At 42.2% G+C, this 20,094-nt stretch carries 22 protein-coding genes; 15 read left to right on the top strand and 7 right to left on the bottom strand.

What is annotated here, in order from left to right; genetic code table 11:
• Window positions 1–99 precede the first annotated feature (99 nt).
• Window positions 100–915: a bifunctional hydroxymethylpyrimidine kinase/phosphomethylpyrimidine kinase gene (gene thiD / locus FD44_RS04550; protein WP_010619495.1), complete on the bottom strand. Its 816-nt coding sequence runs from the start codon at window positions 913–915 to the stop codon at window positions 100–102.
• 77 nt (window positions 916–992) lie between these two features.
• Window positions 993–1,928 (bottom strand): helix-turn-helix transcriptional regulator, encoded by a 936-nt coding sequence (locus FD44_RS04555; protein WP_010619496.1) that lies wholly within the window; start codon window positions 1,926–1,928, stop codon window positions 993–995.
• Between the two features lie 82 nt (window positions 1,929–2,010).
• On the opposite strand from FD44_RS04555, the gene FD44_RS04560 reads away from it, so the two are divergent.
• From FD44_RS04560 to FD44_RS04580, 5 genes are all read left to right on the top strand, one after another.
• Window positions 2,011–2,655 (top strand): FMN-dependent NADH-azoreductase, encoded by a 645-nt coding sequence (locus FD44_RS04560; RefSeq protein WP_010619497.1) that lies wholly within the window; start codon window positions 2,011–2,013, stop codon window positions 2,653–2,655.
• A 212-nt stretch (window positions 2,656–2,867) separates the two neighbouring features.
• Window positions 2,868–3,461 carry a hypothetical protein gene (locus FD44_RS04565; protein ID WP_010619498.1) on the top strand — a complete coding sequence of 198 codons (594 nt, stop codon included), beginning with the start codon at window positions 2,868–2,870 and terminating at the stop codon, window positions 3,459–3,461.
• Between the two features lie 35 nt (window positions 3,462–3,496).
• The gene (locus FD44_RS04570; RefSeq protein ID WP_010619499.1) at window positions 3,497–3,928 is read left to right on the top strand and encodes a MarR family winged helix-turn-helix transcriptional regulator; all 432 of its coding nucleotides are present in this window, start codon (window positions 3,497–3,499) and stop codon (window positions 3,926–3,928) included.
• A 498-nt stretch (window positions 3,929–4,426) separates the two neighbouring features.
• Window positions 4,427–5,014, top strand: coding sequence for a hypothetical protein (locus FD44_RS04575; protein WP_010619500.1), 588 nt, complete (start codon window positions 4,427–4,429; stop codon window positions 5,012–5,014).
• A 26-nt stretch (window positions 5,015–5,040) separates the two neighbouring features.
• Entirely contained in the window at window positions 5,041–5,751 is a 711-nt protein-coding gene (locus FD44_RS04580; protein ID WP_010619501.1) for a glycosyltransferase family 2 protein, read from the top strand.
• 84 nt (window positions 5,752–5,835) lie between these two features.
• On the opposite strand, the gene FD44_RS04585 is transcribed toward FD44_RS04580, so the two are convergent.
• Window positions 5,836–6,183: a MerR family transcriptional regulator gene (locus tag FD44_RS04585; RefSeq protein ID WP_010619502.1), complete on the bottom strand. Its 348-nt coding sequence runs from the start codon at window positions 6,181–6,183 to the stop codon at window positions 5,836–5,838.
• A 75-nt stretch (window positions 6,184–6,258) separates the two neighbouring features.
• Between FD44_RS04585 and FD44_RS04590 the strand changes: the two genes are divergently transcribed.
• From FD44_RS04590 to FD44_RS04605, 4 genes are read left to right on the top strand one after another with little or no spacing between them, the layout of a single operon-like run.
• Window positions 6,259–6,900, top strand: coding sequence for an NAD(P)H-binding protein (locus FD44_RS04590; RefSeq protein ID WP_010619503.1), 642 nt, complete (start codon window positions 6,259–6,261; stop codon window positions 6,898–6,900).
• Between the two features lie 9 nt (window positions 6,901–6,909).
• Window positions 6,910–7,812 carry an amidohydrolase family protein gene (locus tag FD44_RS04595; protein ID WP_010619504.1) on the top strand — a complete coding sequence of 301 codons (903 nt, stop codon included), beginning with the start codon at window positions 6,910–6,912 and terminating at the stop codon, window positions 7,810–7,812.
• Window positions 7,813–7,826: 14 nt separating this feature from the next.
• The gene (locus FD44_RS04600) at window positions 7,827–8,849 is read left to right on the top strand and encodes an aldo/keto reductase (protein WP_010619505.1); all 1,023 of its coding nucleotides are present in this window, start codon (window positions 7,827–7,829) and stop codon (window positions 8,847–8,849) included.
• Window positions 8,850–8,894: 45 nt separating this feature from the next.
• Window positions 8,895–9,446, top strand: coding sequence for a sugar O-acetyltransferase (locus FD44_RS04605; RefSeq protein ID WP_010619506.1), 552 nt, complete (start codon window positions 8,895–8,897; stop codon window positions 9,444–9,446).
• 41 nt (window positions 9,447–9,487) lie between these two features.
• Here the strand turns inward: FD44_RS04605 and FD44_RS04610 are convergent, their stop codons facing one another.
• Window positions 9,488–10,216 carry an SDR family oxidoreductase gene (locus tag FD44_RS04610; RefSeq protein WP_010619507.1) on the bottom strand — a complete coding sequence of 243 codons (729 nt, stop codon included), beginning with the start codon at window positions 10,214–10,216 and terminating at the stop codon, window positions 9,488–9,490.
• An 11-nt stretch (window positions 10,217–10,227) separates the two neighbouring features.
• Complete coding sequence (locus tag FD44_RS04615) at window positions 10,228–11,070, bottom strand: oxidoreductase (protein ID WP_010619508.1); 843 nt, start codon at window positions 11,068–11,070, stop codon at window positions 10,228–10,230.
• 91 nt (window positions 11,071–11,161) lie between these two features.
• On the opposite strand from FD44_RS04615, the gene FD44_RS04620 reads away from it, so the two are divergent.
• The 4 genes from FD44_RS04620 (at window position 11,162) to nudC (ending at window position 14,992) form a co-directional block, all read left to right on the top strand.
• Complete coding sequence (locus FD44_RS04620) at window positions 11,162–11,653, top strand: MerR family transcriptional regulator (protein WP_010619509.1); 492 nt, start codon at window positions 11,162–11,164, stop codon at window positions 11,651–11,653.
• Between the two features lie 147 nt (window positions 11,654–11,800).
• Window positions 11,801–12,763 (top strand): DMT family transporter, encoded by a 963-nt coding sequence (locus FD44_RS04625; protein ID WP_010619510.1) that lies wholly within the window; start codon window positions 11,801–11,803, stop codon window positions 12,761–12,763.
• A 220-nt stretch (window positions 12,764–12,983) separates the two neighbouring features.
• Window positions 12,984–14,024, top strand: a complete 1,041-nt coding sequence (locus FD44_RS04630) for a zinc-dependent alcohol dehydrogenase family protein (RefSeq protein ID WP_010619511.1) — start codon at window positions 12,984–12,986, stop codon at window positions 14,022–14,024.
• Window positions 14,025–14,146: 122 nt separating this feature from the next.
• Window positions 14,147–14,992 (top strand): NAD(+) diphosphatase, encoded by an 846-nt coding sequence (gene nudC / locus FD44_RS04635; protein ID WP_010619512.1) that lies wholly within the window; start codon window positions 14,147–14,149, stop codon window positions 14,990–14,992.
• A 31-nt stretch (window positions 14,993–15,023) separates the two neighbouring features.
• Here the strand turns inward: nudC and FD44_RS04640 are convergent, their stop codons facing one another.
• Window positions 15,024–15,683 carry a histidine phosphatase family protein gene (locus tag FD44_RS04640; protein ID WP_010619513.1) on the bottom strand — a complete coding sequence of 220 codons (660 nt, stop codon included), beginning with the start codon at window positions 15,681–15,683 and terminating at the stop codon, window positions 15,024–15,026.
• Window positions 15,684–15,691: 8 nt separating this feature from the next.
• Entirely contained in the window at window positions 15,692–16,462 is a 771-nt protein-coding gene (gene comA / locus FD44_RS04645) for a phosphosulfolactate synthase (protein ID WP_010619514.1), read from the bottom strand.
• 167 nt (window positions 16,463–16,629) lie between these two features.
• Here comA and FD44_RS04650 point away from each other — a divergent pair, with 167 nt between their 5' ends.
• On the top strand, window positions 16,630–17,415 hold the full coding sequence (locus tag FD44_RS04650; protein ID WP_010619515.1) for an alpha/beta hydrolase: 786 nt from the start codon (window positions 16,630–16,632) through the stop codon (window positions 17,413–17,415).
• A 72-nt stretch (window positions 17,416–17,487) separates the two neighbouring features.
• On the top strand, window positions 17,488–20,034 hold the full coding sequence (locus FD44_RS04655) for a M1 family metallopeptidase (RefSeq protein WP_010619516.1): 2,547 nt from the start codon (window positions 17,488–17,490) through the stop codon (window positions 20,032–20,034).
• Window positions 20,035–20,094: the final 60 nt, after the last annotated feature.

Genomic DNA, 20,094 nt, shown 5'->3' on the forward strand with positions numbered 1-20,094 from the left:
CAATACCGGGGGTTCACTTCAAGACGTTGTTCTTTTATTTCTATCCACATTATTTAAACATTGATTATTTGCTACATACCATCAAAAATGGATGTGATTTTAATCCATATTCTTCATCGCCGCCCAATGATTAATCGGGCCATACTTGTGACCCACAGCGATTTCATTTGAAATAGCGGTGTGGACAAATGCTTTCGCAGTTCGAATTGCCTGCTCAACGGAAAATCCTTTGGCAAGCTCAGCGGCGATAACGGCGGATAGCGTGTCGCCAGTACCATTGACTCTTTCCGTATTAACGAATTGCTCTGTTAGCCAGAAGGAGTCACCATTTTCCAACAAAATATAATCGCTAACGTCAGCTTGTTCAGGATTGTCATGGCGGCCCTTAATCATGACGTTTTTTGCGCCAAGATTCTGCAATTTGGCTGCCGCGGCAATGATGGATTCTTTTGAGTCTAACGGCTCGTCAGTTAATTTTTGCGCTTCAAAGAAATTCGGTGTAATGACGTTGGCTAACGGAATTAGTCGCTTCTTGAAGGTTTCATAAGCTTCTTCCTCAAGCAGCATCGCGCCGTGTTTGGTGATGATGACCGGATCAACAACGAGTGGGCCAAAGACCTGCGTATCGTAGTTATCGGCCACAACGTTGATGACGTCGGAATCTGCCAACATACCAGTTTTGGATGCTCGAATTTTAAAATCCTTTGCTAAAACGTCAAATTGAGTCTTGATAAAATCCACCGGCATTACATGAGCGGCTTCGATACCATATGAATTTCCCGCCACTGCGGCCGTGATTAGTCCCATACCATAGACATTTCGGGCATAGAAACTGCGCAAATCAGCGGGCATTCCGGCGCTTCCGTCAGAATCGTTACCCGCAATGGTCAATGCTTGAATCTCGCCATTTACCATAATCTCACCTCATTTTAATTTATGATGCCTATTTTACCATTAGAGAGAAGAAGTCCCTAATTTGAATGTTAGCCTCATCAAATATAGCTTCCCCGTATGTCATCTAGCTGATTCAGATAACTTTCCTGGAGCTGCTTCGGATACTCAATATGCATGTGCTTACCAAATGAAATCAAAAAATGGGTCATATAGTCTAGTTCTGTCTGGTTATAACCGCCAACCATGTAGGGAATATCATTTATTACTTCCAAATGCATGTTTGGATAATGATGTTTCAGGAACAACTCCTTGCCGTAAGCGGTCAATCGACAGCGAAAAGGGATGTTGTGGAATTTATTTTCATATTGATCTTGGATTTGCTGGAGTTCTAATCTCGAGTAGGTAGTCTTAACCGTTTTATTAGTCGATAAATCGAACATGTAGTCACAACGGTAAGTGCCCCATTGTTGAGTCACAAAATCAAAAGCACTCGTAAACCAAATGCCGTTTCGATAAAATAACTCAAGAATTTGCAGTTGCAAATGACTACGTTCGTGCTGTGTATAGGTGACGTTAACAACTTTTTCATCAAAAATTGCGTCTAACAACTTTTCTAAATCAATCGAAAGTGTCACCTGTTCAGCGTTGTAGTAGTGGACAGCAGCCAGCATTTTGGTCACATTTTTCTGGCGTTCAGGCAAAATTGTGGCCATTAGTTTTTTCTGAATTCGTTGATAAGATTCGTTGAAAGGCGTCGCGGAAATTGCCTTCAAGGCATCCAATGCGAAAAAGATTGCCTGCGTTTCCTCACTGTTAAAGTAGACCGGAATTAAAGGTGTTTGGTTAATCAGGCGATAGCCGCCACTGCGCCCGTTCTCACCGTAGAGGGCAAGGCCCATGGATTCAAGTTCCTCAATGTCCCTGAGGGCAGTTCGTTTGGAAATCTCAAATTCAGCCATGAGGTTCTTAAGCTGAAATGTGTGTTTGTCCCTGAGAAAAATAAGTTCCTGGTTAAGCCGTTCAGATTTATTCATTTGAAAATTCCTCCATAAAGGTGCCATGTATTGGCACCTTTTAGTTATACACTAAGTTTATCAAAGAAAAAGGAGTATGACGATGCAAACTTTACTTATTAATGCTCATCCAGATTTCGCAAACCAGGATCACTTTTCTAACCAATTAGAGGAACAGTTTTTAACAAAGTATCAGCAGCTCTTTCCAAATGAGCAGCCCACAGTTCTAAATCTCTACGACTCAGAAATTCCACGGATTGAAAAGGGACAACTATTAGATGTTTGGAATAAGCAACGAAGTGGTGAAAAAATGACTGCTGACGAGGACCACGTCGCGCAAGTATCTAATAACTTATTAACCCAATTTAAAGCGCACCATCGAATCGTGATTGTTTCGCCACTTCACAATTTTAATGTGACCTCCCGAATGAAGGATTATATCGATAACATCTTGATTGCTCAGCAGACTTTCAAATATACGGAAACTGGCTCAGTGGGATTGATGACAGATGATTATAGAGTGATGCTATTACAGGCAAGTGGTTCAATTTATACCAATAACGATCGATACACACCGCTTGAATTTTCTCACTTTTACTTAAAGGAAATGTTTGTAGAAATGATGGGATTCGATCAATTTAACATTGTCAGGGCACAGGGAACCAGCGTAAGAAGTCCGGAAGAAGTGTGGCAGTCGGTACCAGAAGAGCTGGATCAGGCAATACATGATTTTTATGCAAAGAAGTGACCTGATCTAAGTTGCAATTGTGACTGTATCTAAACAAAAATATGGATCAAAACCTCCTCAAAGTTGGGTTTGGTCCATATTTTTTTGTTTCGCGGTTTATATACTGTCACCTTTATAAGTTTAATTGCTTGCGCACGCAACTAAAATAGGACATAATACCGATGGTTAAAAGATTATTGTTGAACAACTATTTACTGAAAAGGGGTTAACTAATGACTAAACTCGAAATTAATGGTCGAACTTATTCTGAGCTACCTATTCCAGATGATTATCAGTTAGTTTATGATCAGACGGTTGAACGTGATGGTGAGAAAATTCAGTTGCGTCGATATCAACCGGCTAATTTGAAAAAAGAAGCTTTGGGGCGTGAACACGTGACGGTACTATGCCGAGACGATGGTTATGTGATGACCTATAATTCGCTAATCCACCCGAGTTCAGGAAATTTACCACAGGAAAAGGAATTATGGGCCAAGGCGGAGCAAGTATGGCAAAATGTTGATGCATCATATCGGCAACGACTTGAGCCCTTAAGCACATCATACCAGGAACGCCACTACACTGACGATACTGGTAAAACAGTTACAGTACCAATTGTTTGGGCAAAATATGCCGATACGCAAAATATGGGTAACTATTGCTGGGTTGGACTTGGAGCTAACGGTGAAGTTTTGGAATTCGAACGTGATAGTTATTGGGATTATTCAGCTGGTCGACAAAGTTCAGAAATGTGGAACGGAGATGACTGGATTCTTGCACATCGGGGAGATGGACCACAGTTGCAAGCACCGATGGCATTGGCTTGAAAATCAATTTAGATGAAAGATGAGGAGCTGACAGTTTGCAAGAATCACGAGATAATTCAATCCATAAGTGGTTGATTATTGCTGGACGACAGGTAAGCCAACGGTTGGACCAACAATTGGCCCTGATTGGACTCAGTGCCAGTAATTATTTTTATATTTTAAAAATTCATGATAATCCGGGCCTAACTCAGAAAACGTTGGGGGAACGGGAATTCATTGATGCGAGTAATGTGACCCGAGCAGTTAAGCAGTTGATTGACCAGGACCTGATTGAACGAAGACCGAATCCACAGGACAAGCGGGCGTACCAACTTGCACTGACGGAAAAGGGAACCGCAATCTATCCGAAAATTTTTCAAATTTTAGATGCTGAAGAAAAGCAGTTGGCCGCCGTTGTTTCAGAACAGGACTTCGATCAGCAAAAATTTATTGATGCCATGCGGAGTATCAGTGACACAAGGAAATAAAGTGGCGTTACTTTTTTATGAAAATTATTATAGCTGAAGAACACTTTGATACACCAGCTAATATTAAGCAATTTAATGCTTATTCAGCGGTTAAGAACAATAATCCCCATCAAGAATGTTGACGCGACCTTAACTGATTTCGCTAAGCACATTGATTATATGGACCAGTACGGAATCAATATGCAGGTTATCTCTGACGCCGGGAATTCTCCCCCTATATTGAGCGTAAAGAAAATGTCCAAGGCTTTATGACGAAAGCTGATTTGAGTGAAAAAGACCGTGAGCAATTTGCCCATGGTACTGCGGAAAAACTATTCAAACTTTAATATAAAATTGCTTGATTATAATGCTTAAGGCCATTCTGTTGTCAGTAGCGGGATGGCTTTTTTATGTCATTTTTTGCAATAATAAAAACGCTTTAGTAGCTATTCCCGCTCAATGCTCTATACTTTGAACCGACTAGAGGCCGATTGCCAGGATAAGAAGGAGGAGACTTAAATGTTTGATTGGGAAGATAGAGAACAAGCAGAATATAGTCGCAGCACTCATATAAGTTTCGTGGAACTGACAAAAAGAAGTTACCTAACGGCAAGTGGTACCGCACCAAAGCGAACCGTTGATCCAACTTTCTTGGCAAAAGCGGCGGCCGTCACAAAATTAGCACAGTTAATTAGTGAGGGACCAAAGGCTGGAATTGAGGTTCCGGGGTTTAAAGATTATCGGCCGTACCCAGTTCAAGCCGTTTGGCATGGAGATGATTTTAAGATTTGGCTTAAACAACCGCTGTTCATTAATGAAACAATTTATAATCAGGCAGTGAATCAGGCCAGCCTATCCGAACTCGTCAACTTTGAACAATTGAGTGAAGGCACTGAAATGCAAACCAGTTTCAGCGGTGCTGTGACGGCCACTCAAGTTGATGGATTACAAGAAGAGGCTAAAGAAGTGGGCTATCAACTAGTCGATTCAGGTAGTCACCGGGAAGTTTATTTGGATGGACTACCGCTAACGGACGACAAACAAGTGCTCGTGAGAATACCAATTGACGCGACCGGTAAACGGCCACCACTGGCTGCAGTAAACTAATCAAGATAGAAAAGTGGGCGATACGTATGAAACTATCAGTTGTCGTACCAACCTATAATCTGGGGTCATATGTAAAAGCATTGTTGGAAAACTTAGCAGATCAAACGGTGCCATTTGAATTATGGCTGATTGATGATGGATCAACCGATGACACCTTTGCGCAGCTAAGTGAATTTTCAAAAAGTAATTCAGACTTCCATGCGGTTCAGTTAGAACATCGAGGAGTTTCAGTGGCTCGTAATTTTGGTCTGAGTCATGCGACTGGGGATGGCGTAGTCTTTGTGGATGGCGATGATATGATTGCACCAAGCTTTGTTGAAATGTTGGGGAAAGGCTTGAATACTGGAGCGGTTATGGCAGCTGTTGGATATGAATGGTATCGTCGTCCGGCGACACAGTCTGACTCTTTTATTGAATTAAATCAAAAAACGGCATTTGATCAGGTCTCGCAACGAGGGACTGAATTCGGTGGGTATGTTTGGAATAAGGCCTTTCGAACTTCAGCAATTCGTTCAGCAAATTTATCTTTCGATGAGTCTTTGCACTTAGCTGAAGATTACCTCTTTACATCAACTTTTGTGGCTAACACTCCTGGTCAGTATGTGTATTTACCAAAATTATTGTACACAAAACGCAATCGGCCAGGTAGTACAATTCACATGGCCAGTCGACAAGATCGACAGGAAGAAAATCAGGTGTTTCAGCAGATCTATGAGTTACAAAAACTAATTAACTAAAATTCATTTTACTGACAGATATACTCCAAAACCTTGCATCAAAAAACAACCTTCAACTTATTCTATGAATAGTTGAAGGTTGTTTTAGACTAACGCCTTAACGTCATTAATTTTTGTTTCCAGGTGCTCAATTGACTGTTCCAACTTATTTAAATTATCGCGGGATGTTTGTAATTGCTTTTGGAGGATTGTTAATCGCTCCGTAGCGGTTGAATCTCCCTTTTGATAGAGCGCCATGAAGGACTTCATTTGGCTAATCGTCATGCCACAACGCTTTAAACAAATAATAAAATCGAGTTGTTCTAAATCAGATTCCTTAAATTCGCGAATCCCATTGACACGATTCACGGGACCTAAAAGATCTTCATTTTCGTAGTAGCGCAATGTAGAATTTGAAACTTGGTATTGGGTTGCAACTTCATCAATTTTCATAGCTCGATCCACTCCTTGACTTAAAGTATACTTTAAGGAGTAAAATTTGCAATAAGAAGTAAGGAGGAAAAATTAATGACAAAAATAATGATTATTGGTGCATACGGAAAAACGGCGCAATTACTGACGGAAAGATTATTAAGCGAAACGCAAAATGACTTAATTTTATTTCTAAGAAAAGCAGAACGGTTGAATAAGTATACTAATAATAAACGGGTTCAATTAATAGATGGGGATGTTTTGGATACGGAACAGCTTTACACGGCCATGGCAGACGTCGACTTGGTTTATTCGAACCTAGGCGGCATTAATTTGGCGGAACAAATTCAAAGTGTCCTCGATGCAATGAAAAATGCTAACAAGCAACGCTTCGTCTATATAAGTTCATTGGGTGCCCATCATGAAGTTCCAGGTAACTTCGGCAAATGGAATGAACAGGCAATTGCGGCATATTTACCAGGATTTAGAGCAGCTGCCAAATTAGTTGCGGAGTCTGGCCTGCAGTATACGGAAGTTCGGCCTGCTTGGTTAACGAATACCGATGAAGTCGATTATGAAACGACACAGGGGAGCGAACCATTTAAGGGAACTGAAGTATCTCGCAAAAGTGTTGCGGACTTTGTTTTCAAAGTAGTGACAGACCCTAAGACCCATTTGAACGAAAGTGTTGGGCTTAATAAACCGAATACTGATGGGGATAAGCCAAGTTTTATGTGAGGTGATCAAATGATCGACGTTTTTGCACATGTATTGGCACCTAAATTTCTAAAAAAGATGCTCGAGGTTGCGCCGGATGCCCTCGAAAAAAATAGCTGGATGAAGAACCCGTTGCTAACTGACTTATCAAAACGAATCGCAACAATGGAAACGGATCAGCAGCAAATTATTTCCATGGTTAATTTGAATCCGGAAGATTTTACTGGAGTTGAGGAATCAGTTAACCTGTGTCGTCAGGCAAATGACGAACTTGAATCTATTGTCAAAACTTATCCAAATCAATTTCCAGCGTTTGTTGCGATGCTGCCAATGAATGATATCCAGGCTGCGTTGAAACTTATTGACCAGCAGGTTGTTGATAACCCACTTGCGGCAGGTGTCCAATTATTTACGAGAGCCATGCAGAAGCCAATTGCGTCTGAAGAATTTGAGCCTATTTTTGCAAAGATGGTGCAGATTGGGAAACCCATTTGGCTCCATCCAGTTTTTGATGAACGTAAATTGGACAATAATTTAACATTTGGCTGGGAATATGAACAGACCTTAGCAATGAATGATATTGTTAATAAAGGGTACTTTGATCGATTTCCTGGATTAAAAATTATCGTGCATCATGCGGGCGCAATGGTGCCTTATTTTGCACAACGAATTTATCATATTCAGGGACAGGAAAAATATCAGGTATTTAAAAAGTTTTATGTAGATACTGCCCTCTTAGGAAACTCAGGAGCTTTGGCGCTTGCAGTGAGTTTCTTTGGGATTGATCATGTGTTATTTGGAACGGACACACCATTGGGAATTGCGCCCGATGGTCCAACTGAGGTTATCAAGCAGGCCATTTTGGCGATGAACCTATCAGAGGCGGAGAAAAATCAAATCTTTTCGGGTAATTGGCAGCAGCTTAAATCATAATTGGGAGTGATGATATGCAATTTGATACATTAGGCAATACGGATATAGAGGTTTCAAAAATTTGTGTGGGCGCTATGAGTTTTGGTGAACCCGGCACCATGCACGACTGGTCACTTAGCTATGATGATAGTAAAAAGGTGATTAATCATGCGCTAAATTTAGGCATTAATTTCTTTGATACGGCCAACGTTTATTCCAAGGGAACCAGTGAGGAATATTTAGGTCAGGCATTAAAGGAGAATGGGATTGCACGGGACAAAGTTGTGCTGGCATCGAAAGTTTATTTTAATCCGGGCCGACTTTCTAGCGAAGCCATCCATCGAGAAATTGATGGGTCGTTGAAGCGCCTAGGAACTGATTATTTAGACCTGTACATCATTCACCGATTTGATTTTGATACGCCAATTGAAGAAACGATGGCCGCTTTGAACGATTTGGTTAAGTCAGGAAAAGTTCGGGCAATTGGGGCTTCCGCCATGTATGGCTACCAATTCTATAATATGCAACAAGTCGCCAAAGACCATGGTTGGGCCCAATTCCAAGCAATGGAAAATCACTATAACTTACTATATCGTGAGGATGAGCGTGAATTAATTCCCATCTGCAAGCAAATGAACGTGTCATTAATGCCATACAGTCCGTTAGCGGCTGGACATCTTAGCCATCGAGATTGGCAAATTGACACAAAACGAAGTCAGACGGATCGCGTGGCCATGGGCAAATATGACCGGGCGGAGACTGAAGACTTGAAGGTTGTTGCCCGCGTTGATGAATTGGCCAAAAAGTACCAGGTTTCGATGTCGCAGATTGCCTTAGCTTGGCAATGGGCCAAGGGAGTCACGGCACCAATCGTCGGTTCAACGAAGGTCAGCCATTTAGATGAGGCCGTTGATGCATTGGCGGTTAAGTTGACTAAGGAAGACGTGCATTATTTGGAAGAACCGTATACACCGCATGAAATTGTTGGCGCCATCGATTCAAATCCGGCCCAAGGTGTGACGTTGATTGATGAAAAAAGTAATCTAACTTACCTTTGACTTAAACCCTAGTTCAAGTGCTACCCTAGTACTGAGGTGAATGTGATGACTGAATTAGAAAAATTGATGGCCGGACAGGAGTACTATTTCTTGGATCCGGAGGTTGCTAAGCGAAAGGCGCGAGCCGCTCGTTTATGCCAAGAGTTTAACGATATTTCGGCGACAGATCCGGAAGCGCAAACAAGCAAAATTAAAGAAATCCTGGGCTCAACGGGCGAACGGGTTTCGGTCCAAGCTAACTTTAATTGTGATAATGGGAAGAACATCCATGTGGGTGAAGATTTCCTGAGCAATTACAATTTGACGATTATCGATATTGCACCAGTGACGATGGGGCATAACGTGATGATCGGTCCTAACGTTGATATTTACACGGTTAACCATCCAATGACTGCCGAGGGACGTAGCAAATACTTGGCACAGGCAACACCAGTCACTATTGGGGATGACGTTTGGATTGGTGGCAAAGTTGCCATCATGCCAGGAGTCACAGTTGGCAGTAATGTCGTGATTGCTGCCGGTGCAGTGGTCACCAAGGATGTTCCAGATAATACGCTGGTTGGTGGCGTACCGGCACGTAAAATTAAATCATTATAAGCAAAAATCGACAACTGGAAATATATCCAGTTGTCGATTTTTTAATAGGTGACATTATTTGAAGCTAAGCGTAATTCGACGATTCTTGAGTGCTTGGGTTGGGTACAAACACTAAGGAGTGCTTGGCCAACATCTTCTGGCGTTAAGAACCCAGATTCTGCAACTTCCTCTGGGGTGCGACCGTAGCCAACTTCAAATTCTGTGGCACCGGCATGGGGGCAGAAAACACATGTGCGGATTCCTTTGCCAAGTAACTCTTTATCTAAAGCCTGACCGAAGCCACGTAGCGCGAACTTGCTGCACGTATACGCTGTTTCGTCAGGGTGACCTTTGATTCCAGTCACGGATGACGTAAGAATAATTTGACCGTCTTTTCGTTTTAGCATCTCTGGCACGGCATACTTAGTAAAAGCGTAGGCACTTCTAACATTTGAATTCATGATCAAATCATAGTCTGCCATTGATGTTTCAGTCAGTGATAAAGTTCGACCAATTCCCGCATTATTGATTAAGATGTCAATCTTGCCGAAATGGTTAATAGCTAATTTAACAGCCTCAATAGCTGTCTCCTCAAGCTGTGCGTCACCGGCAAAGTAAATTGCGTCTACGCCAAATTGCTTACAAGCTTCGACAACTTGCTGTAATTTTTCTTCGCGGCGAGCAGTTAAAACGAGATTACAGCCTGCCTCAGCAAACGCCATTGCTGTTCCGCGGCCAAAGCCGGAGCTGGCGCCGGTTATTAGGGCAACCTTTCCTGTTAATTTCTCCATTATTAAATCCTCTATTCTGGTTGATCAGCAGATGCAGACAGGTCGTGTAACTTTTTGAAATCTGCTAAAGAATCAGTATACTTTTGGACAGCCGTATCAGCTGCAAATTTACCTAATGGTAATCGTAGTGGTAAGTCTGATTCGTGATTCGTCACTTGGTCATAGATGATTGCTGCTGCCTTGTCAGGATCGCCGGCTTCATGGTGAGCGCCTTCTGCATTGCCTGTGATAGATTCGCTAAATTGTTGATAATCAGCAATTTTTGGCATTTCCTTTTCGGATGAACGGCCTGCCCAATCAGTTCTAAAGCCACTTGGTTCAATTAACATAACTTTAATATTCAAATCAGCAACTTCTTTTGCCAAGGATTCGCTAATCCCTTCGACGGCGTACTTTGTTCCGTGATAGAAGGAAAGGGTCGGAAATGAAAATAACCCGCCAATTGAGGAGAAGTTGATAATGATGCCGGATTTTTGTTGACGCATTGTCGGGAGCACACTGCGAGTCATATCGACCAAGCCCCAAACGTTTACATCAAACATGTATTTCACAGCGTTGCGGTTGCTTTCTTCAAAGGTACCAAAGTAACCAAGGCCAGCATTATTAATCAAAACATCGATTGACCCAAATGCGGCGATCGTTTCTTTAACAACGGATTTAATTTCAGCTTGGTTAGTGACGTCTAAGGTTAATTTTTTGATTTGGCCATGATTAAATTCATCCAAGTAGTCTAATCTTTCGGCATGGCGCGCCGTTGCTACCAAATTAACATCATCCTTTTTTGCAAGGAAGGTTGCTAGAGACTTTCCAAAACCAGTTGAAGTACCCGTAATGAGCCATGTTTTATTTGCCATTATAAATTTCCTCTTTTCATATTAATTGATTCTCTGTTATCATACGACTTGAAGTAAGGTTTAAGTCAAACGTGAAATGGAGATTATAATAATGAAATATTCAATTGGTGAAGTCGCGGAAAGAATGGGAACGAATACTTCCACACTTAGATACTATGACAAGCAAGGACTCTTGCCATTTGTGGACCGAAACGCAGCTGGCAGAAGAGAGTTTAAGGACAATGATTTTAATTTTTTAGAAGTGATTAATTGTTTAAAAAAGAGCGGGGTACCAGTTAAGGATATTGGCAAATTTATTAATCTATGCTTGCAGGGTGATGAAACACTGCGGGAACGATATGATTATTTAGATCAAGAAGAACGGGTGCTGGAAGAAAAAGTAACTGAAATGCAAAAGCAGTTGGACTTCTTGAGATTCAAAAAGTGGTATTACAAAACCTCTGTGGAAGCTGGGACGGAAGATATTCATTTTACAAAGGGGACAAAATTTGTTGATCCGGAAACGCATCAGCAATATCGATATGAATTGAAGAACACAAAAGACATCCATCAACTAATTAATTTAGCGGTGGATGAAATTTAACTGTGCGAAGTGATAGGTTTCTCCTAGCGATAGGAGAAACTTTTTTCATTATCCGAATATTTAGGAAGGTAAGTAATCAGGATAATAGTAAATTAGGGCTTATAATGAACAGGAAACCTAATTGTCGAACATAACGGAGGAGAACTAATGATAGCTATCATAATCGGCCTTACAATTGGGTTCGGATTGCCCATCCAAACGACCATTAATTCGAAATTAAGGGATGCATTTGGTTCGCCATTTTTATCGTCATTGATTTCCTTTATCATTGGGACCATTTTTCTGGCGATTGTCGTGGTTGCGTCGGGGCAAGTTTTAATCGTTGGAATGACAACAATTTCCAGTCAACCTTGGTGGCTTTGGCTAGGTGGCGTTTTCGGAGTGATTTATCTAACGTCAAACATTCTGCTATTTCCCAAAATCGGCAGCGTTCAAACGGTTATTTTCCCGGTCTTAGGACAAATTTTGATGGGGCTTTTAATTGATAATGGTGGTTGGTTTAGTTCTGCCGTTCAACGCCTGACGGTTAGCCGGGGATTGGGTGCACTCCTGGTACTAATCGGTGTGATTGTCACGGTTGCATTACCAAACTATCTTGAAAGTCGAAAGGCATTGGTCGATGTTCAGGCAAAGGCAGATGTTCAGGGGAGTGGAAAAGATGGACTGAATAGTTGGCTTTGGCGACTCTGGGGTGTTTTTGCTGGGATGTTGAGTGCTAGTCAAACGGCGATAAATGGGCATCTCGGAATTGTTGTCGGTTCCGCGATAAAGTCCGCATTTATTTCATTCTTGATTGGGACGGTGCTATTGATTATCATCGTTTTAATCATGCGGCCAAAAGTTCGTTACAAGGAAACCACAGATCAGCATCGCTGGTGGATGTGGATTGGCGGCGTCATTGGCTCGCTATATGTACTTGGCAATGCCTATTTGGCACCAACGATTGGAACCGGTCTTGCCGTCGTCATTGTCCTAATCGGTTTGATGGCCGGCAGTTTATTGATTGACCAATTTGGTTGGTTAGATGCCAAACGAAACCCAATCACGCCCATTCAAATTATTGGTTTAATAACAATGATTTTGGGTGTTGTCGTTATCAGATTAATATAGTATAAATCAGTTTCGGACGATAAAGTCTGGGGCTGTTTTTGTACGACTTGGCAAAAAGACACTTGATGGACTCGGACGTTATTCATAAATTTTTATTATCAGAATCGCTGGTATTAGATCCAAGAAACCAGATGATTAAAAAAAGGATTGCCTTGAAGTGTAATTCAGGGTATATGATACAAATGTGTGAAATTTAACAATAAAATTTGGAGATGATTTTTTGAAAGCAACAGCTTTTATGGAACCTGGAAAAGTAGAAATTCACGAGGTCGCTAAACCCGAGATTCAATTATCCGGAGATGCGATTATTAAAATTGTTAGAGCTTGTGTTTGTGGTTCAGATTTATGGTTCTTCCGTGGTATTAATAAGATGCCATCAGGTTCACGAGTGGGTCATGAAGCAATCGGCATTGTTGAAGAAGTTGGTAGTGAAGTGACGAATGTGAAACCCGGTGACTTTGTTATCGTACCTTTCACCCATGGCTGTGGTCACTGTGCTGCTTGTTTAGCCGGCTTCGATGGTGACTGTATGGATGTTCCAGAAAATGTTAACAACGGCTATCAAGCTGAATATTTACGTTACGTTAACGCCAACTGGGGCTTGGTTCCCGTTCCTGGCAAACCTAGCGACTATTCAGATGACATGTTGAATAATCTGTTGACCTTAGCTGATGTTATGGCAACGGGTTACCATGCTGCTGCTACCGCAGAGGTTAAAGAAGGTGACACTGTAGTCGTTATGGGTGACGGTGCCGTTGGGCTTTGTGGTGTAATTGCTTCTAAACTTCGCGGCGCAAAGCGGATTATTGCCATGAGCCGTCATGAAGATCGTCAAAAACTTGCTAAAGAATTTGGTGCCACTGACATTGTTGCAGAACGTGGCGACGATGCAGTGAAAAAAGTTTTGGAAATGACTAATGGTGGTGCTGATGCCGTACTTGAATGTGTCGGCAATGAGCTGGCCGTGGAAACCGCAGTTAAAGTCGGTCGTCCAGGAGCTGTTATTGGTCGAGTGGGAATTCCTCAAACACCAACTATGAATACAAATGACTTGTTCTGGCGCAATACCGGACTTCGTGGTGGAATTGCTGCTGTTACAACTCATGATAATGCTATTTTGTTAGACGCTGTATTGAACGGTAAGATTAATCCTGGAAAGGTCTTCACCGAAACCTTTGATTTAGATCATATCGAGGATGCTTATGAAGCAATGGATCAACGAACCGCAATTAAATCATTGTTGAAGGTTAGCGAAGGCTAATAAAATTCAGTATTTTTAAGAATGTATCGTGTTTCAATGAAGCAATAAATGCTATTTAATAATAGTGTTTATTGCTTTTTTATTTGATTTGAGTATCGTATGTGATAAAAGGAGTCGAGAAAATGTTTCAAGACATTCAACCACACATTTTAGACACACAGTATTTTTCCAAAGAAATAACCCCCGCAGACTTTGTCGTCATCGTTAAACGGGGAAAGGTTTTAATGATTGATGAAACTGAAACGAGTCGGACACCCACTTTCAAGGAATTGAGCGAAGGCTACTCAAATCATTTTGATAAGCCAAACTACCTCCTATCGGTAGCGGACAAACGGTTCTTCACGTTTGACGTTGATTTGGAAGAACAGGGTAACTTCCATTTTCATCAGTTAAATGATCTACGAAATTTAGAGCCTCGCTGGTCGGCTTTTGCCACGGCAACCAGCGCTCACCTTGCAAATTGGTATGGGCAGAACCGCTATTGTGGTCACTGTGCCCATCCCTTAGAAAAGAGTCAAGATGAACGCAAACTCGTTTGCCCAAACTGTGGAGCGGAGATTTTTCCAAAAATTTCACCAGTCATTATTGTTGGCGTTAAGAAGCAAAACAAACTTCTGCTTACCAAATACGCATCAGGCTATAACCACTTTGCCCTAGTTGCTGGTTTCGTTGAAATTGGTGAAACGCTGGAAGGTGCAGTGCGACGTGAGGTTTTTGAGGAAACTGGACTGCAGGTCAACAACATCCATTACTATAAGAGCCAACCATGGGCGTTTTCCCAGTCCGTTTTAATGGGATTCTTCGCTGATGTGGCTGGTTCGGATGCCTACCCGACCTATGAATACAAATCGGACAAAGAGGAACTATCACTTCGAAAGTGGTTTGACCGCGAAAAGATGCCTCATGATGATACTCGGCTTAGTCTGACTTGGGACATGATTGAAGCGTTTCGTCATGGGTTAAACTAAAAAAATCTCAACGATTAACGTTGAGATTTTTTTATAGGATTGAGACGTTACCTTCGTTCAAATCGATATCCTGTAAGTAGGCGGTTTGATTGTACACATCGATGAAAAAGTCACTATGATTTTCAGCAATGATTGAAGTGGATAAATTCTTAAGTCCCAGTAAATGTTCATTATGCGTCAGTTCTTTGATGCCAAGTTGACTAATCCCACCGTGAGCAAAAACAACGGCGTTTTCGTCTGGTCCAAGCTTAGCAGAAATAGACTGAATGGTATTTGCAAAACGTTGACGAGCTTCCGTGAAATTTTCAACGCCAATCGCGGCCAACTCAGGATCATTTTGGCGCTTGGACAACTTTTTGAAGAGTTCCAAATTTTCGTCCATGAGTTCCGCCTTGGAGCGGCCCTCCCATTTGCCGAAGGAGACTTCTTTCAAGTCGTCCAACTGCTGAATTTTAAGGTCAGAATTATTTTTGAATTGTTCAATGACTAATCGTGCGGTTTCGGTTGCCCGTTCAATTGGACTGGCGTACGCAGCGGCAAACTGGTAAGTGTCTAAATAGGTCGCGAGTCGGCCGTAATTTGCTAAATTAGCGTCATCCAATAGGAGCTTGGAGTTAGCGCCAGCTCCTTGCAACCGTTTTTCGAGATTCCACTGAGTTTTACCGTGACGAATAATAAAGATCCGTTTCATCATTAACCTCACACTTTTCCGATTGTGTCAGCACGTAAGCCACGGCGCAGTGTTTCCAAAGAAGTGACCTCATCATGCGCAACGTTACCGACGTTGATTTGATTGCCGAATCGTAAAATTAAAGCGGTTTGCTGAGACTTCAATGGGGCTTCGAACATAATTTGATCGATTCCATTAGCGGCTAACGCATCTAATTCGTCCTCGGCAATTTGACCGTTTTCATCGTAAATGCCAATGTTCTTACCAGCTTCGCGCGCCTCGATGATGACGTAATTTGAACCATTTGCTAAGTCATCGTTAATTTCGGCAACGCGTTCTGCTGGACTCATTTCGTGGTCGAGTTCTGGATTCTTTTTACCAACCTCGGAAATGACGTAAAAACCGGCATCTCTCGCTTGTTTTATCAAATGGCGACGGGTTTCTTTATCAACCGTTGTGGAGCCATCGCTGACCTCGATCCCTTGAAAGCCGAGTAATTCAGCTTCCTCGAAGAAGGCGTCTGCCTGGTTATTTGCGACAGCTATTTCGAGGAGCGTGCCACCAGGGTAGGGGATGATGCCGGCTTTGCGGTACCGAGCAGTTTTGGCCTCGATTAAATGCCAGTCCATTGTGGCGGCAGTTCCCCAACCAAATTTGGCAAAACTGATATAATCGCCTGCCGTGCTAATTAAATCATCAACCGCGTGAAGCCCCATGCCTTTATCAAGCATCATGGTTTTACGACCATTTTTATTATCTTGGGTTGCGGATGCCGTGTTCAAAAAATCAAATGCTTTCATTATTTCAGCTCCAAATCGTTTATGTTCTTAAAATACTAACCCTTTTTTGGACAAATGTCAGTTTAACCCGGAAAAATGACATCGAATCCTAATGTTTATAGGCTTTAACACCGCAACTAAATGAATTTCTGTGCTAATATGGTGGCGAAGCTGAAGGGGGAATTCCCATGGACAACGTTAAGGTGACCAAAAATATGACCTATGATCAGACTAATAAGCTGCAGTTAGATTATTATGAATCAACAGAAAATTCAAGCAAAACGGTTGTGATTGATATTCATGGTGGCGGTTGGTTTCGTGGTGATAAGCAAAAAGATGTTGATTTGGCGACGGCCATTGCAAAGCTGGGTTATCAAGTGGTCGTTCCCAACTATCGCTTAACACCTGATAACCATTTCCCAGCACCTTTGGAAGACATGGATCAACTAGTAAAATGGTTGCGGGAAAAGTTTAACAATCCCTCGATTATTGCCGTTGGTTCCTCTGCTGGAGGAAATATGGCGGTTGAGTTAGGAATTAAATACGGATTTCCCAGCATCTCATTATCGGGAATCTTGGCGATTGATTCTTGGCTTGAAGGACATGAAGAAGTGGTTGGAAAGCCTGATACAACGCAAGACTTTACCAACGCAGCGAGCGCAACCATCAATCAAACGGGACATGACGATTCATTTTATAAGTGGTTCTTGATGAACTATTTAAATAATGATATGACGTTAGCTGAAAAAGCGACACCATACCGACGAGTTGGCAGCACTGCTGGCCCCATGATGTTAGTGAATTCGTTAAATGAATTTGTCCCGACTTCAGGCGTTTTCACACTGGCAGAACGACTCGTGCAGAACAACGTCCCAGTCGAGACCACCTTTTTACCTGGTACGCAGCATGCAAAGGGGTACCTGGAGCAAGTTTGGCCGCAAATTGAATTATTTTTAAACAAGTACAGTTTATAAGAATTCTAATGAAAATCTGCACGAAAAAGTCGTATAATGAGATTATTCTAATATTTTTAAAAGGAGAACTTTATGGCTGACACAACGCATTTTTATCAATTATTTGAACCGGAACACTATAACGTTTATTTAGACATTAATCGTGAGACAAAGAAGATTACTGGTAAAACAACGATTGCTGGTGAAGCAAAAGCCGAAAAAATTTCAATTCATCAAAAATATATGAACATTGAATCTATTTTAGCTGATGGCCAAAAAGTTGCTTTTACAACAGATGACAGCGCGGATGCGATTCGCATTGATTTAGGAAAAACGGGCAACGTGACCTTTACAATCGACTACACAGCTCCGCTAACAGACTCCATGATGGGCATTTATCCATCATATTACGAAGTAAATGGTGAAAAGAAACAATTAATCGGAACCCAATTTGAAACGACTTTCGCGCGTCAAGCGTTTCCTTCAATTGATGAGCCAGAGGCAAAAGCAACCTTTGACTTAGCTATCAAGTTTGACGAAAAACCTGGCGAAACGATTATTGCCAACATGCCTGAAGTTCGACAAGAAGCTGGCGTGCACTACTTTGACACGACCGTGAAGATGTCGACCTATTTGGTGGCATTCGCTTTCGGTGATATGCAAAGTAAATTGACGACCACTAAGAGTGGCGTCAAGGTTGGGGTATTTGGGACTAAAGCCCACGATGCCAAGGAACTTGATTTTGCCCTTGATATTGCGAAGCGCTCAATTGAATTTTATGAAGACTTCTACCAGACCCCATATCCACTACCACATTCATGGCAGTTGGCCTTGCCAGATTTCTCGGCCGGCGCTATGGAAAACTGGGGCTTAGTGACTTATCGAGAAGCTTACTTACTCCTGGATCCTGATAATACAGCACTAGATACGAAACAATTAGTGGCGACGGTCATTGCGCATGAACTTGCGCACCAGTGGTTCGGTGATCTTGTGACGATGAAGTGGTGGGATGACCTTTGGTTAAATGAAAGTTTTGCCAACATGATGGAATATGTCGCAATCGACGCAATCGAACCAGACTGGCACGTTTGGGAAATGTTCCAAACGTCAGACGTTCCGGCTGCTTTGCAACGGGATGCGACGGATGGTGTACAGTCGGTCCACGTGAAAGTTGAGAATCCAGCTGAAATTGATTCGTTATTTGATAGTGCCATTGTTTATGCCAAAGGAGCGCGGATGCTTGTGATGGTCCGGGCACTGCTTGGCGATGACGCCTTGAGAGCAGGATTGAAGAAGTACTTTGAATTGCACCAATATGGTAATGCAACGGGGGCCGATTTATGGAGTGCCCTTGGAACAGCTTCCGATTTGGATGTTGGCGCGATCATGAACTCTTGGTTGGAACAACCCGGTTATCCAGTGGTTTCTGCTAGTGTTGTGGATGGTCAATTGACACTTTCGCAACAACAATTTTTCGTTGGAGAAGGCCAAGATACCGGCCGTCAATGGCAGATTCCGTTGAACGGAAATTATGATGAAACACCAACCATCATGACTGAAAAGACAATCAAGCTTGGAAACTACGAAGACTTACGCCAATCAAACGGCAAGCCGTTCCGCTTAAATGTCGGCAACAACTCACACTTTATCGTGAAGTATGACGAGACCTTGCTGAAGGATATCTTTGCCTATAGCGAAATGTTGGATGCTATTTCACAACTACAACTATTGCAAGATTTCCGATTATTAGCTGAAAGCGGCAAAATTTCATACGCGTCCGTTGTGCCGATACTGACCCGTTTTGCTAATCATCCTTCTTCAGTTGTCAACGCAGCCCTTTACCAAGTTGCGGGTAACTTGAAGAAGTTCGTGACGCCAGGATCCGATGAAGAAACGCAACTGCAAGCGCTGTTTAACAAATTGAGCACCAGACAGGTTACCCGTTTGGGATGGACACCAAAAGCTGGCGAGTCCAACGATGATCAACTGACACGTCCATATGTTTTGAATGCAGCTTTGTATGCCAAAAATGAAGAAGCAGTTGCTTCAGCACACAAGTTATTCACCGCAAACAAGGCAAGTTTGGCAACGTTACCTGCAGATATTCGAGTCTTTGTTTTGCGTAACGAAGTCAAGAACTTTGGCAACGACCAATTGTTTGATCAATTAGTAGCTGATTACCGTCAAACGCCGGATGCAAGTTACAAGGCCGATATTCGTGCAGCGTTGACGAGTACAACCGACGATAACCAAATCGCCAAAATTGTTGATAACTATGAAAATGCCGACCTTATCAAACCTCAAGATTTACGAGCTTGGTACCGTGGCGTTTTAGCCAATGATAAGGGCCAACAAGCCGCTTGGGATTGGATTAGAAATGATTGGCAATGGCTGGAAGATACAGTCGGTGGCGATATGGAATTTGCAACGTTCATCACTGTGACGACGGCTGTATTCCATACACCGGAACGTTTGGCAGAGTTCAAGGCTTTCTTTGAACCTAAGCTAAATACGCCAGGCTTAACTCGCGAAATCAAGATGGACATCAAGACAATCGAGAGTCGCGTGGCACTGGTTGAAAAGGAAAAAGCTGCAGTAAACGAGGCAGTTAAAAAAATCGTTTCAACCTGCAATAAATAATGAAATAACGATTAAATTAGGTTCCCTAATGGTCAGCCGAGATGATGAATCTTTGCTGAC

Origin of the sequence: Secundilactobacillus malefermentans DSM 5705 = KCTC 3548 (assembly GCF_001436395.1) — a bacterium.
Lineage (GTDB): Bacteria > Bacillota > Bacilli > Lactobacillales > Lactobacillaceae > Secundilactobacillus > Secundilactobacillus malefermentans.

Bases quoted from the DNA above. Each gene is read 5' to 3' on its own strand.
- thiD (WP_010619495.1), bottom strand. From the start codon at position 915: ATGGTAAATGGCGAGATTCAAGCATTGACCATTGCGGGTAACGATTCT.
- FD44_RS04555 (WP_010619496.1), bottom strand. From the start codon at position 1,928: ATGAATAAATCTGAACGGCTTAACCAGGAACTTATTTTTCTCAGGGAC.
- FD44_RS04560 (WP_010619497.1), top strand. From the start codon at position 2,011: ATGCAAACTTTACTTATTAATGCTCATCCAGATTTCGCAAACCAGGAT.
- FD44_RS04565 (WP_010619498.1), top strand. From the start codon at position 2,868: ATGACTAAACTCGAAATTAATGGTCGAACTTATTCTGAGCTACCTATT.
- FD44_RS04575 (WP_010619500.1), top strand. From the start codon at position 4,427: ATGTTTGATTGGGAAGATAGAGAACAAGCAGAATATAGTCGCAGCACT.
- FD44_RS04580 (WP_010619501.1), top strand. From the start codon at position 5,041: ATGAAACTATCAGTTGTCGTACCAACCTATAATCTGGGGTCATATGTA.
- FD44_RS04585 (WP_010619502.1), bottom strand. From the start codon at position 6,183: ATGAAAATTGATGAAGTTGCAACCCAATACCAAGTTTCAAATTCTACA.
- FD44_RS04590 (WP_010619503.1), top strand. From the start codon at position 6,259: ATGACAAAAATAATGATTATTGGTGCATACGGAAAAACGGCGCAATTA.
- FD44_RS04595 (WP_010619504.1), top strand. From the start codon at position 6,910: ATGATCGACGTTTTTGCACATGTATTGGCACCTAAATTTCTAAAAAAG.
- FD44_RS04600 (WP_010619505.1), top strand. From the start codon at position 7,827: ATGCAATTTGATACATTAGGCAATACGGATATAGAGGTTTCAAAAATT.
- FD44_RS04605 (WP_010619506.1), top strand. From the start codon at position 8,895: ATGACTGAATTAGAAAAATTGATGGCCGGACAGGAGTACTATTTCTTG.
- FD44_RS04610 (WP_010619507.1), bottom strand. From the start codon at position 10,216: ATGGAGAAATTAACAGGAAAGGTTGCCCTAATAACCGGCGCCAGCTCC.
- FD44_RS04615 (WP_010619508.1), bottom strand. From the start codon at position 11,070: ATGGCAAATAAAACATGGCTCATTACGGGTACTTCAACTGGTTTTGGA.
- FD44_RS04620 (WP_010619509.1), top strand. From the start codon at position 11,162: ATGAAATATTCAATTGGTGAAGTCGCGGAAAGAATGGGAACGAATACT.
- FD44_RS04625 (WP_010619510.1), top strand. From the start codon at position 11,801: ATGATAGCTATCATAATCGGCCTTACAATTGGGTTCGGATTGCCCATC.
- nudC (WP_010619512.1), top strand. From the start codon at position 14,147: ATGTTTCAAGACATTCAACCACACATTTTAGACACACAGTATTTTTCC.
- FD44_RS04640 (WP_010619513.1), bottom strand. From the start codon at position 15,683: ATGAAACGGATCTTTATTATTCGTCACGGTAAAACTCAGTGGAATCTC.
- comA (WP_010619514.1), bottom strand. From the start codon at position 16,462: ATGAAAGCATTTGATTTTTTGAACACGGCATCCGCAACCCAAGATAAT.
- FD44_RS04650 (WP_010619515.1), top strand. From the start codon at position 16,630: ATGGACAACGTTAAGGTGACCAAAAATATGACCTATGATCAGACTAAT.
- FD44_RS04655 (WP_010619516.1), top strand. From the start codon at position 17,488: ATGGCTGACACAACGCATTTTTATCAATTATTTGAACCGGAACACTAT.